Consider the following 13,756-nt stretch of genomic DNA (forward strand, 5'->3'; position numbering starts at 1 on the left):
TAAAATTCGACTGAAATTCCGAACCTTTCGTGAATGACGCAACGTCCGCTTGTGCCAGAAGAGCGTCAGGTTGAAACTCAAATCCCTGCATACACCGGCAAAAAAGCGTGAACACGCCTTTCTGGCTCAATAGCGGCGAATCCGGTGAATTGAAACCGTTACGTGCGGGTTGCCGCATCCCTCCGATTGACAAGCCGCGCGGATGGCCGAAAGCTGCGCCGGAACTCCGGAGAGGCGTCATGACCATGCGCGCGATAAGGAAACTTGCGGCAATCGCTGTCTTTTTGCTGATGGCGGCCGGCCTCGCCCATGCGCAGGAAGCACGTCGCATCGTCACCACCGAGAACGCCGATTATTTCGGCTTTGATCTGCGTTCCGAACAGAACGTCACCCTCGACCAGTGCTCATCGGCCTGCCTCGGCGATTCGGCCTGTCGCGCCTTCACCTATAACAACAAGGCGAAGTGGTGCTTCCTCAAGTCCGACTTCAACGAAATGAAGCCCTTCGCCGGAGCGACCGCCGGCAAGGTCGTGGTTCTCGACGCCGACCCCGACATCGGCGCGCCGCCGGCGCTCGGCTATGTGCCGGCATGGGTGAAGGATCAGGCTGCGCAATATCGCAGGCAACTGACCGGCCCGGACTATGCGAGATCGGGCGAAGGTCTCGGCAATCTCATCGAGGAAGCCACAGCCTCAGCGCAAAACGGCGACCCGCGCAGCGCGATGAAGAAATATGAGCAAGCCGTTTCCGTCCTGTCGCAGGACGGCGGGCTGTGGCTGGAACTCGCCCGCTCGATACTGAACGTCGCCCCCGGCAACAGCAGCGAAACCTCGACATTGCGCACCAACGCCACATCGGCGGCGCTCAACGCCTATGATCTCGCACGCACTGCGGCCACCCGCGCCGACGCCCTCGCCTTGCTTGGCGCGGCGCTCGACGGGCGCGATCTCAATCGCCCCGCCCTGCAAGCCTATGAAGCCAGCCTCGATCTGGTCAATTCCGCTTCCGTGCGCGCGTCCTACGAAGACCTCAAGGCCCGCAAGGGGTTTCGCATCCTCAATCATTCCGTCGACGCCGACACGGCCAGCCCACGCATCTGCGCGCAGTTCTCCGAGGAACTGGTGCGCACCGATGTCGATTACAGCCAGTTCGTGCGCGTCAACGGGGCGGCTCCCGCCGGCATCGAGGCGAAAGAAAAGCAGATCTGCGTGGAGGGTCTCGCCCACGGTCAGTCCTATGAGGTCACCTTCCGCGCCGGGCTTCCGGCGGCAATAGGCGAGGTTCTGAGCGCACCGACCACGCTGTCCATCTATGTGCAGGACCGCGCCTCGTCCGTGCGCTTCACCGGCGATGCCTTCGTGCTGCCGGCCGGCGCGCGGCGCAGCATTCCCGTGGTTACCGTCAATATGCCGGTGGCCGACATGAAGCTCTACCGCATCGGCGACCGCTCGCTGGCACAGCTCCTGTCCGGCTACCAGTTCCTGCGCCAGCTCGACGGCTACGAAATCTCCGGCATTTCCGACCAGATGGGCGAGCCTGTCTGGGAAGGGAAGCTGGAGATCGAGGACCAGATCAACAAGGAGGTGACCACCTCCTTCCCGGTCGATGAGGCGCTGCCGGAGCGCAAGCCCGGCGTCTATGTCCTGACCGCACAGCCCGAGAATGACCGCAGTGAAACCTGGGATTCGCGCGCCACGCAGTGGTTCGTCGTCTCCGACATCGGCCTTTCCACCTATACGGGCGAGGACGGGCTGACCGTTTTCGCGCGCTCGCTGGCCAGCGCAAAGCCCATTTCCGGCGTGGAACTCACCCTGCTTGCCCGCAACAACGAGGTGCTGGGCGCCGCCGTCACCAATGACGAAGGCCGTGTCATCTTCAACCCCGGCCTCACGCGCGGCGAAGGCGGGATGGCGCCCGCCGTTCTGACGGCGAAACGGGGCGACGCCGATTTCGTGTTCCTCGACATGGCACGCGCCGGCTTCGACCTGTCCGACCGTGGCGTGGAGGGGCGCGCCGCACCCGGCGCGCTCGACATCTACGCCTGGACCGAGCGCGGCATTTATCGGGCGGGGGAAACCGTCCACGTCTCCGCCCTTGCGCGAGACGGCAGCGCAGACGCCGTGGATAACCTGCCGCTCACCTTCGTCTTCTCGCGGCCGGATGGCGTAGAAGATCGCCGCATCGTCTCAGAAGGCGCTTCTGCCGGCGGCCATGCCGTCGACCTGCCGCTGGAACCCAATTCCATGCGCGGCACCTGGTCCCTGGCCATCCACACCGACCCGAAGCGCCCGGCCGTCGCCACGCAGAATTTCCTCGTCGAGGATTTCGTGCCCGACCGCATCGAATTCGACCTGAGCGCCGACCGGACCGAGGTCGCGCCCGGAGAGACCGCAACGATCGCCGTCGATGGCCGGTTCCTCTACGGCGCGCCCGCCGCCGGTCTGGCTCTGGAAGGCGAAACGACGCTGTCGCTGACGCGGGAATGGAACCGTTTCAGAGGCTTCTTCTTTGGCCTTGTCGATGAAGACAGCGCCGGCGCTTCCGTCACGCCGCTGAAAGACCTTCCGGTTCTTGGGCAGGACGGCAGAGCCACCTTCCCGATCGCAATCGACAACCTGCCCGCCACCACGAAGCTGGTGAAGTCGAAGGTGACGGTGCGCATGCGCGAGACCGGCGGGCGCACTGTGGAACGCTCCATCGACCTCGACGTGCTCCCGCAAGGCGACATGATCGGCATTCGCCCTGATTTCGATGAAGTGCAGCAGGGCGGCACGGCGAAATTCAGCCTCATCGCCGCGGACGCGGAAGGGGCGCGCAAGGCGCTTGCCGGCGTGAACTGGTCGCTGGTCAAGGTCGAGCGGAACTATCAGTGGTATCGCAACGGCAGTTCGTGGAACTACGAGCCGATAACGCTCACCCGCGAGGTTGCCAACGGCGCGGTGGACATCGCCGCTTCCGGTGAAGCCACTCTGTCGCTGCCTGTGGACTGGGGCCGCTACCGGCTGGAAGTTGAAAGCGCCGGGGGTGAAGGCACGGCTTCAAGCCATGAATTCTATGCCGGCTGGTACGTGGAGGCGTCCTCCACCGAAACGCCGGACGGACTGGAAATCGCCCTCGACAAGGACGTTTACGCGCCCGGCGAGGTTGCCAAGCTGAACGTGTCGCCGCAATTCGCGGGTGAGCTTCTGGTCGCCATCGGCGCAGACAGGCTGCTGAAGACCGTTTCGGCCACGATCCCCGCTGAAGGCGGCACGGTCGACATTCCGGTCGGCGAGGACTGGGGCGCCGGAGCCTATATCACCGCCACTCTCTACCGTCCCGGCGATGCGCAGGAAAAGCGCATGCCCGCCCGCGCCATCGGCGTGAAATGGCTGAAGGTCGACCCGGCCGAACGCAAGCTTGCCCTCACTCTCACCCCGCCGGAAAAGACCGAACCGCGCCAGCCGCTCGCCATTCCCGTCGCTGTCTCCGGCATGTCCGTCGGGGAAAAGGCCTATGTCACGGTCGCGGCGGTGGATGTCGGCATCCTCAACCTCACCAACTATAAAGCGCCGGACCCAACGGAATGGTTCTTCGGCCAGCGCATGATGGGCCTTGAACTGCGCGACCTCTATGGTCGCCTGATCGACGGTTCGCTGGGCGCTGCCGGACGGCTGCGTACTGGCGGCGACGGCGCCGCCATGCAGTCACAGGGCAATCCGCCCAAGGAAAAGCTGGTCGCCTTCTTCTCCGGCATCGTCGAAGTGGGTGCGGACGGCAAGGCCGAAGTCGCATTCGACCTGCCGCAGTTCAACGGCACAGTGCGCGTCATGGCCGTGGCCTGGACCAAAACGGCCGTTGGCCATGCGGTGACGGACGTGATCGTGCGCGACCCGGTCGTCATCACCGCCAGCCTGCCCCGCTTCCTCGCGCCGGGCGACGCCTCCACCCTGCGCCTCGATGTAGCCAATACGGACGGCCCTGCCGGCGACTACGCCGTGATTATCGACACGACCGGTGGCGTCGCCACCGGCGACGACGGGGTGCCGGCAAGCGTTGCCCTTGACGCCGGCGAACGCCGCGGCTTCGAGGTGCCTTTAATGGCGGTCGAACCGGGCGATGCCACGCTCACCGTGCGCCTCGCCCATGCCGATGGCACGGCGTCCGAGCAGGTGCTCTATCTGCCGGTACGCCCGGCGCAGCTTCCGGTCACCAATCGCATGGTTGTGAACCTGAAGCCCGGCGCCTCCCTGCGCGTCGATCAGGAATTGCTGGCGGCAAGCCTGCTGCCCGGCGCATCCGTCAGCGTCGGCGTCTCGCGCACGGCGGCCCTCGACGTGCCGTCCCTGCTTCTGGCGCTCGACCGCTACCCCTATGGCTGCACCGAGCAGACCACCAGCCGCGCGCTGCCGCTTCTCTATGTCAACGACCTCTCGCAAGGCTTCGGCATTCCCGTCGATGACAGCCTGCGCGAGCGCGTGCAGGAAGCGATCTATCGCGTGCTCGCCCACCAGTCCTCGACCGGCGGTTTCGGCCTGTGGGGGCCGGGATCTGGCGATCTGTGGCTGGACGCCTACGCCACGGACTTCCTCACCCGTGCCCGCGAACAGGGCTATGACGTGCCGGAGCGGTCGGCAGCGCAGGCGCTGTCCAACCTGCAAAACAGCATCGGCTACGATCAGGACGTACAGGATCGCGGCAGCGAAATGGCCTATTCGCTCTATGTGCTGGCCCGCAACAAGAAGGCGTCGGTGGGCGACCTGCGCTACTATGCCGACACCAAGCTGGAAGCCTTCTCCAGCCCGATGGCTGTGGCGCAGCTTGGCGCGGCGCTGGCCCTCTACGGCGACGCCCAGCGCTCCGAGGCGACCTTCGCCGCCGCCCTGCAACTCGCCCGCAACAGCACCGCCTTCGACCAGCACCGCGCCGACTATGCATCGCCGCTGCGCGACGCTGCGGCGATGCTGGCGCTTGCCGCCGAAAGCAGGCCGGCTCCCTCCGTCGTGCCGGAGCTGGTCAGCCTTGTGAACCGCGAGCGCGCCGCCTCCCGATGGACCAGCACGCAGGACAATGCGTGGATGCTGCTTGCCGCGCGCGGCATGAAGGAAGGCGACAACGCCATCTCGCTGACCGTGAACGACCTCGCCCATGATGGCCCCTTCGCCCGCGAGATCGACGGCTCCGATGTGGTCCGGAACCCGCTCACCATCGCAAACGCCGGCAAGGACGCCATCGATGCGGTTGTCACCACCATCGCCGCGCCCGCCCAGCCGCTGCCGGCCGGCGGCGACGGCTTCGCAATCGAGCGCAGCTATTATACGCTGGATGGCGTCGAGGCGAATGTGACCGAAGCAACGCAGAACGAGCGTTATGTGACGGTGCTTCGAATCCATCAGCAAAACAACTGGCCGACGCGCATGCTCGTCACCGACCTTTTGCCGGCCGGCTTCGAGATCGATAATCCCGGTCTTGTCTCCAGCGCCCAGCTTTCCAACTTCGGCTGGCTGCCGGACACCAGCGCCGCGCATCTCGAATTCCGCGACGACCGTTTCGTCGCGGCTTTCGATCCGGGCGGTGACAGCAGCAGGGAAGTCACGCTGGCCTATGTCGTGCGCGCCGTCACGCCCGGCGTCTACGCCCATCCGGCGGCCAGCGTCGAGGATATGTACCGGCCGCAATATTCAGCTCGCACCGCCACAGGCATGATGGAGGTGAAGGCGCCGTAAGGTGCAGGCCGGGCGAAGCGAGGGCGCATGAGGGATATTTCCGGCAAAGCGCTGCGCAGATCGGCGATTGGAGTTGCGCTGCTGGTCGCAGCCGGCGCTGCCGGTCTGTGGGGGCTCGACCGCGCTTTCCCGCCGCCTCTGCCGGAGAGACCGGTCGTCTCCGCCGAAGTGACCGACCGCGACGGACACCTTCTGCGCGCCTTCGCCACGCCGGACGGATACTGGCGTTTCGACACGTCTCTCGACCACGTCGATCCGGCGTTCCTCGACATGCTCATCGCCTATGAGGACAAGCGCTTCTGGGATCATAGCGGCATCGACCTTCTGGCGCTCGGCCGCGCCGCGTTGCAATTCGCCGGCAACGGCCGCATCGTCTCGGGCGGCTCGACGCTTTCCATGCAGCTTGCCCGCCTCATCGAGCCCCGCGCCAACCGCAGCATCGCCGCCAAGCTGCGCCAGATCGCCCGCGCGGCGCAGATCGAGCGTCGCCTGACGAAACGGGAGATCCTCGAATATTATCTCACCCTCGCCCCCTATGGCGGCAATCTGGAAGGCGTCCGCGCGGCTTCGCTCGCCTGGTTCGGCAAGGAGCCGACGCGCCTGGCCGTTTCTGAAAGCGCGCTGCTGGTCGCCCTGCCGCAATTGCCTGAAAAGCGCCGGCCCGACCGCAATGCGCAATCCGCCCGCGCCGCGCGCGACCGGGTGCTGGAGCGCATGGTGAGCGCCGGGCTTCTCGGCGAGCGCGAGGCCGCTCGCGCCGCGCTTGAAGAGGTGCCGTCCTACCGCCGCGCCATGCCTTCCCTTGCCGCCCATGCGACGCTGCGTGCGCTGCGCGCCGGCGGTGAGCCCCCTCCTCGCCTCACCATCAGCCGCCGGGTTCAGCAGGGGCTGGAAGCGGTGGCCCGCGAGGCGGCGGCACGGCTTGGGCCGAAACTCTCGGTCGCCATGATCATGGCCGATTCCCGAACCGGCGAGATATTGGGCGAGGTCGGATCGGCCTCCTTCACCGATTCCGCCCGCTCCGGCTGGATCGACATGACCCGCGTTTTGCGCTCACCGGGCTCGACGCTCAAACCCTTCATCTATGGCCTCGCCTTCGAGCAGGGGTTGGTGGCGCAGGAGACGATGATTTCCGACACGCCCGCGGATTTCTCCGGTTACCGTCCGAAGAATTTCGACATGGACTATCAGGGCGACGTCACCATCCGAAACGCTCTGCAACTTTCGCTCAATGTTCCCACCGTGCGTGTTCTCGATGCCGTCGGCCCTGCACGGCTCACCGCACGCCTGCGCAATTCGGGCGTATCCCTGGTGCTGCCGCCCAACGAGCCGCCAGGCCTCGCCATCGGCCTCGGCGGCGCGGGCGTCACGCTGCGCGATCTCGTCCAGCTCTATGCCGGGCTCGCCAACGGCGGCAAGGTCCACCGCCTCCGCGATGGAACCGAGCTGGCCTCCGCCACGCCCTCCGGCGCGACCCTGCTCGATCCGCAGGCCAACTGGCAGATCACCGACATTCTTTCGGGCGTCCGCCCGCCGCAGGGCGCATCCCGGCGCGGCATCGCCTACAAGACCGGCACCTCCTACGGCTACCGCGACGCATGGACGGTCGGCTATGACGGCCGCTACGTGCTGGGCGTCTGGGTCGGACGCGCCGATGCGGCGGCCGTCCCCGGCCTGTCCGGCTATGTCTCGGCCGCGCCCATCGTCTTCGAGGGTTTCGCGCGTTCGGGCGTCGCCGCCGCGCCATTTTCATCCGCTCCGCCCGGAGTACGCCATATGCGGCGCGAGGATTTGCCCGTGACGCTCGCCCGCTTCGGCGCGGATGCCCTCGCCGCCCCCGTCGGCCCGGTGGAGCCCGCGCCGCGCATCGTCTTTCCGCCCGATGGCGCGCGTGTCGATCTCGGCGTCTCCTCAAGCGCAGCGACGCCGCTGGTGCTGAAACTTCAGGGCGGCCGCGCCCCTTTCCGCTGGCTCGCCAATGGCAAGCCGCTGGCAGGTCAAGACCGCCGCCGCACCGCCACATGGCGGCCGGACGGCGCCGGCACATCGACGCTCACCGTCATCGACGCGGCCGGCCGCGCGGCCAGCGTCAAGGTCTTCGTCGAATAGCGGCCCCCTCCCCGCATGCTCTCTCTCGGGAAAGAGAAAAATTTTCCGATTGCGCCTTCAATCGAACAGGAGTTTTCTGAAGTTGCCCGAAAAAGGCAACGGCCTGCGCATCCAATTCCTACCATTTCAGTAGACTAAAGTGGTGTGAACAGGAGGCTGACATGAGCCAATTCCCTCGAAATACCTTACTCGGCATCATCATCGCGGGTTCCGTGCAGCTTGGCACGCTGGGCTTTGCAATGGCGGACACAACCATTCTTAATGTGTCCTACGATCCGACGCGCGAGCTCTACAAGGAATTCAACGACGCTTTCGCCAACCACTGGAAAGCCGAAACCGGCGAGACGGTGAGCGTCCAGCAGTCGCATGGCGGCTCTGGCAAGCAGGCCCGCTCGGTCATCGACGGCATCGACGCCGATGTGGTCACGCTGGCGCTCGAAAGCGACATCGACGCCATCGTCGAGGCCACCCAAAAGATCAAGCCCGACTGGCGTCAGCATTTCGAGAACAACTCCGCCCCCTACACCTCGACCATCGTCCTCCTCGTGCGCAAGGGCAATCCCAAGGGCATCACGGACTGGGGCGACCTCGTCAAGGGAGACGTGCAGGTCATAACCCCGAATCCCAAGACGTCGGGCGGCGCACGCTGGAACTATCTCGCAGCATGGGGCTGGGCGCACCATGAGTTTGGCGGCGACGAGGAGAAGATCAAGGAATACATATCCGAACTGTTCCGCCGCGTGCCTATCCTCGACACCGGCGCGCGCGGCTCGCTGCTGACCTTCACCGAGCGCAAGATCGGCGACGTGTTCCTGTCATGGGAAAACGAAGCCTTCCTCGCCAAGAAGGAATATGGCGAGGACGCTTTCGAGACCATCATTCCCTCGCAATCCATCCTCGCCGAGCCGCCGGTCGCTATCGTCGATGGCAATGTCGACGCCAAGGGCACCCGCAAGATCGCGGAGGCTTATCTGCAGTATCTCTACTCGGAAGAAGGCCAGCGCATCGCCGCCAAAAACTTCTACCGACCCTCGAAATCGGACCTCGTTCCGGAGGAGGAGAGAAAAATTTTCCCAAATGTGAAGCTTGTGAGCATAGACGACCCGATTTTTGGCGGATGGAAGAAAGCGCAACCTTACCATTTCGCCGATGGCGGGATATTCGACCAGATATACAAGCCGGCCCAATAATGGCGGCAACGGACCCCAAAAAAATCAGGGGCCCTGAAACAGGAACCTGAAGCGCGGCGGCTTTTCCGCGCGCTTCAAGAGTAAGGGACAACATGAGCGCAGCGCCCGCCAGAGCGGGGTGGCGATTCAGGCAGCCGAGCGTCATTCCGGGCTTCGGTTTGACCCTCGGTCTTTCGCTTGCCTATCTCACCCTCATCATCCTCATCCCGCTGTCGGGCCTCGCCTGGCGCTCCGCATCGCTGGGCTGGCCCCAGTTCTGGGCGCAGGCCACGGATTCCCGCACCATCAACGCCCTCAGCCTCAGCTTCGGCACCGCGCTGGCGGCGGCGGCGGTCAACGTCGTCTTCGGCACGGTTGTCGCCTGGGTGCTGGTCCGCTACCGCTTTCCCGGCAAACGCGTGGTCGACGCCATGGTCGACCTGCCCTTTGCGCTCCCCACGGCCGTCGCCGGCATCGCGCTCACCACCCTCTATGCGCCTAACGGCTGGATCGGAAGCCTGCTTGCCCCTCTCGATATCAAGGTCGCCTACACGCCGCTCGGCATCGTGGTGGCGCTGATCTTCATCGGCCTGCCCTTCGTCGTGCGCACCGTGCAGCCGGTGATGGAGGAGATCGACCGCGAGGTCGAGGAAGCGGCCGCAACGCTTGGCGCCACCCGCTTCCAGACCATCACCCGCGTGCTGTTTCCCGGCCTGGCGCCCGCCATCGTCACCGGCTTCGCGCTCGCCTTCGCGCGCGGCGTCGGCGAATATGGCTCGGTCATCTTCATCGCCGGCAACCTGCCGAATGTGTCGGAGATCGCGCCGCTTCTGATCATCATCAGGCTCGAGGAATACAACTATCCGGCTGCGACCGCGATCGCCGCGGTGATGCTGATCATCTCCTTCGCCATGCTTTTCGTCATCAACATGCTGCAATCCTGGAGCCGCAAGCGCTATGGCTGATCCCGTCGTGTTCGCCGCTGAGGCGACTCCGTCGAGCACCGCCGGAATCACCGAGCAGCGCCCGGCCCGCTGGGCTCTGATGGCGGTCGCCTTCATCTTCCTTGGCGTCTTCCTGCTCCTGCCGCTGATGCTGGTGTTCATGGAAGCCTTCAAGAAAGGCGTCGGCTACTATGTCTCGACGCTCGGCGAGCGCGACACGCTCTCGGCCATTCGCCTCACCTTGCTGGTTGCAGCCATTTCCGTGCCGCTCAACGTCGTCTTCGGTGTCGCCATGGCATGGGCCATCGCCAAGTACGAGTTCAAAGGCAAGGCCTTCCTCACCACGCTGGTCGACCTGCCTTTTTCGGTCTCGCCTGTCATTTCAGGCCTCGTCTACGTGCTGCTGTTCGGCGCGCAGAGCCTGCTCGGGCCATGGCTCAAGGCCAACGGCATCGAAATCCTCTTCGCCGTTCCCGGCATCGTGCTGGCGACGATCTTCGTCACCTTCCCCTTCGTGGCGCGCGAGCTCATTCCGCTGATGGAGGCGCAGGGCACGAGGGACGAGGAAGCCGCAATCTCGCTTGGCGCGAGCGGCTGGCAGACCTTCTGGTACGTCACCTTGCCGAACGTGAAGTGGGGTCTGCTCTATGGCGTGCTGCTGTGCAATGCGCGGGCCATGGGTGAATTCGGCGCCGTGTCGGTGGTTTCCGGCCATATTCGCGGACAGACCAACACCATGCCGCTGCATGTCGAGATCCTCTACAACGACTACAACGCCACCGGCGCTTTTGCGGTCGCCTCGCTGCTGGCCGGCCTCGCGCTGGTCACGCTGGCGCTGAAGTCGCTCCTTGAAATGCGCTACGGCGCCGAAATCGCCGCGACCCGCGGGCACTGACAGGAATTACCCATGCAAGTTCGCGTCGCCAATGTCCGCAAGGAATTCGACACCTTCCCCGCGCTCCACGAAGTTTCGCTGGAAGTCCGCTCGGGCGAGCTGATCGCACTTCTGGGGCCTTCCGGTTCCGGCAAGACCACGCTGCTGCGCCTCATCGCCGGGCTGGAGCAACCCACCACCGGCCGCATCTTCTTCGGCGACGAGGACGCCTCGGCAAAGAGCATCCGCGAGCGCAATGTCGGCTTCGTCTTCCAGCACTATGCGCTGTTCCGGCACATGACGGTGGCCGACAATATCGGCTTCGGCCTCAAGGTGCGTCCGTCCGAAACACGCCCCCCTGCGGCCGCGATCCGCCAGCGCGCGTCGGAATTGCTCGATCTGGTGCAACTGACGGGCCTGGAAAAGCGCTACCCGGCGCAATTGTCGGGCGGCCAGCGCCAGCGCGTTGCGCTGGCCCGCGCGCTCGCCATCGAACCGAAGGTGCTGCTGCTTGACGAGCCCTTCGGCGCGCTCGACGCGCAGGTGCGCCGCGACCTGCGCCGCTGGCTGCGCGAAATCCATGAGGCGACCGGCCATACCACGGTCTTCGTCACCCACGATCAGGAGGAAGCGCTTGAACTGGCCGACCGCGTGGTGGTGATGAGCCAGGGCCGCATCGAGCAGGTCGGCACCGCCGATGAGGTCTACGACAACCCGAACTCGCCTTTCGTCTACGGCTTCATCGGCGATTCGAGTTCGCTGCCGATCAAGGTCGAGGACGATCAGGTCTGGCTGGCGGACCGTCCGCTCGGCCTTTCGGCCCCCGGCCTGCCTGCCGGCCCCGGCACGCTGTTCTTCCGCCCGCACGATATCGAGCTGCTGGACGGCTGCTCAGGCTGCCTCGCCGGCACCGTCGCCGCCAGCCGCCGCGTCGCCGGCACAAGGCGCGTGGAACTGGAGATCGGCGGCCAGCGCGAGCGGGTCGAGATCGAGCTGCCGGTCGACCACCCGGCGGCGCAGAAGAGCCGGGTGGCTTTTCGTCCGCGCAAATGGAAGGTTTTTCCGCAAAGCGCGCTTCAGGAAAAATGACGAGAACGACAATTCCATCAAATCAGCAGAATGGTGGAATTGTTTTCTCAAAGTGACGCTTCAACAGAAGCGCCATGCCTCGCGGCGAGCACGCTCCCAAGGATATACGATAAGGCATTCTTATCTGGAGCCTCTCATGAAACGCCTTCTGCTCGCCGCAACGGCCGCCACCGGTCTGCTCTTCTCCTCCGCCTCGGCCTTCTCGGCCGACAAGCTGCTCAACGCCTCCTATGACGTGGCGCGCGAGCTGTTCGTTGACATCAACAAGGCTTTCGTGGCCCACCATGAAGGCGTGACCGTCGACCAGTCGCACGCTGGCACCTCCAAGCAGGCCCGCGCCATCGCCGACGGCCTGGCCGCCGATGTGGTCACCTTCAATCAGGTCACCGACATCGACTTCCTCGTCACCCAGGGGCTGGTGTCCGACGACTGGCAGAAGGAATTCCCGGACAACGCCTCGCCTTTCTATTCCTTGCCCTCTTTCCTCGTGCGCGCCGGCAATCCGAAGAACATCAAGGACTGGGACGATCTCGCCCGCGACGACGTGCAGATCATCTTCCCCAACCCCAAGACCTCGGGCAATGCGCGCTACACCTATCTGGCCGCCAGCGCCTATGCGCTTGAGAAGTTCAACGGTGACGAGGCCAGCGTGAAGGAATTCGTCACCAAGATCTTCAACAACGTGCCGGTGTTCGACACTGGGGGGCGCGCCGCCACCACCACTTTCGCCGAGCGCGGCATCGGCGACGTGCTGATCACCTTCGAATCCGAGACGCAGGGCATTGCCAACGAATATGGCACCGACAAGTATGAGCAGGTCGTGCCGTCGGTCAGCCTGCTTGCCGAATTCCCGATCGCCATCGTGGACAAGGTCGTGGACCAGAACGGCAGCCGCGATCTCGCGAAGTCCTATCTCGAGTTCCTCTATTCGCCCGAAGGCCAGAAGATCGAGGCCGAACACGGATTGCGCGTGCGCAACGAAGCCGTCGCCGCCGAATTCGGGGAAAAGTTCCCGGATGTGCGCCTCGTCACCGTCGAAGACGTGTTCGGGGGCTGGGACAAGGTTCAGGCGGAGCACTTCGCCGAAGGCGCCCTGCTCGACCAGGCTTACGGCAACCGCTGACCCTGCCAGCCTCGCCGTTGAAAATGAAAAGCCGGCCTCGCGCCGGCTTTTTCCTTGATCGGCCATGCCCTTGTCGAACCCGGTCCATGGTCCTATTCTTGAAAATTCAGGTCATGCTGGTCTGGAAACTCCCCAATGCGCTCAAACGCGGGCTCCGGCCGGTTTGGCATCTCGTAAGATATCGGCAGGAATGCTCACCAAAAAAGGCAAATACGGTCTGAAGGCTCTCGTGCATCTGTCGCGTCTGCCGGAAGGCCGGCTCGCCTTCGTCAATGACATCGCCGTCAGGAACAACATTCCCAAGAAATTCCTCGACGCCATACTGGGCGAATTGCGCAATGCCGGCTTCGTGGTAAGCCGCAAGGGCAAGGATGGAGGCTATCGCCTCGCCCGCCCGGCAGCGGAAATCCGCATCGGCCACGTCATCCGCGTTCTGGACGGCCCGCTGGCGCCGCTGGCCTGCGCCAGCCGAACGCAATACCAGCGCTGCGACGATTGCAGCGATGAGGCCACCTGCGAGGTGCGCCACATGATGCTCGAAGTGCGTCAGGCCATCGCCAACGTTCTGGACAGCCGCAGCCTCGCCGCCTTGCGCGACGCCGCCAACGACGATTTCCCAACGGATATCGCTCTCAATATCTGACCTGCCTAAAGCGCGTCGCGATCTTTCAGATTCGCTCCCTGCGCTTTAAGTTCCTGTTTTTACGCATGTCGTTGCCCCGAAACCGGTTCCCGCTTTCTGG

The 13,756-nt window shown here is 64.7% G+C and carries 8 protein-coding genes; all 8 read left to right on the forward strand.

The genetic code is table 11. The features are described 5' to 3' along the window. The first annotated feature begins 239 nt into the window (after window positions 1-239). The 8 genes from ABID44_RS05855 to ABID44_RS05890 all read left to right on the forward strand — a co-directional run bounded on the left by ABID44_RS05855 (window position 240) and on the right by ABID44_RS05890 (window position 13,656). Window positions 240-5,705, forward strand: coding sequence for an alpha-2-macroglobulin family protein (locus tag ABID44_RS05855; protein WP_354150755.1), 5,466 nt, complete (start codon window positions 240-242; stop codon window positions 5,703-5,705). A 27-nt stretch (window positions 5,706-5,732) separates the two neighbouring features. Then, entirely contained in the window at window positions 5,733-7,814 is a 2,082-nt protein-coding gene (gene pbpC / locus ABID44_RS05860; protein ID WP_354150756.1) for a penicillin-binding protein 1C, read from the forward strand. A gap of 161 nt (window positions 7,815-7,975) precedes the next feature. Further along, window positions 7,976-9,004: a sulfate ABC transporter substrate-binding protein gene (locus tag ABID44_RS05865; protein WP_354150757.1), complete on the forward strand. Its 1,029-nt coding sequence runs from the start codon at window positions 7,976-7,978 to the stop codon at window positions 9,002-9,004. A 92-nt stretch (window positions 9,005-9,096) separates the two neighbouring features. After that, window positions 9,097-9,948: a sulfate ABC transporter permease subunit CysT gene (gene cysT / locus ABID44_RS05870; RefSeq protein WP_354150758.1), complete on the forward strand. Its 852-nt coding sequence runs from the start codon at window positions 9,097-9,099 to the stop codon at window positions 9,946-9,948. Next, window positions 9,941-10,822, forward strand: a complete 882-nt coding sequence (gene cysW / locus ABID44_RS05875; protein WP_354150759.1) for a sulfate ABC transporter permease subunit CysW — start codon at window positions 9,941-9,943, stop codon at window positions 10,820-10,822. The genes cysT and cysW overlap by 8 nt, the downstream gene beginning before the upstream one ends. A 12-nt stretch (window positions 10,823-10,834) precedes the next feature. Further along, window positions 10,835-11,890, forward strand: coding sequence for a sulfate/molybdate ABC transporter ATP-binding protein (locus ABID44_RS05880; protein ID WP_354150760.1), 1,056 nt, complete (start codon window positions 10,835-10,837; stop codon window positions 11,888-11,890). Between the two features lie 136 nt (window positions 11,891-12,026). Further along, on the forward strand, window positions 12,027-13,013 hold the full coding sequence (locus ABID44_RS05885; RefSeq protein ID WP_354150761.1) for a sulfate ABC transporter substrate-binding protein: 987 nt from the start codon (window positions 12,027-12,029) through the stop codon (window positions 13,011-13,013). 190 nt (window positions 13,014-13,203) lie between these two features. Continuing rightward, the gene (locus ABID44_RS05890; protein ID WP_354150762.1) at window positions 13,204-13,656 is read left to right on the forward strand and encodes an RrF2 family transcriptional regulator; all 453 of its coding nucleotides are present in this window, start codon (window positions 13,204-13,206) and stop codon (window positions 13,654-13,656) included. Window positions 13,657-13,756 lie beyond the last annotated feature (100 nt).

Origin of the sequence: Aquamicrobium ahrensii (genome assembly GCF_040545755.1) — a bacterium.
In the GTDB taxonomy this organism is placed as follows: domain Bacteria; phylum Pseudomonadota; class Alphaproteobacteria; order Rhizobiales; family Rhizobiaceae; genus Mesorhizobium; species Mesorhizobium ahrensii.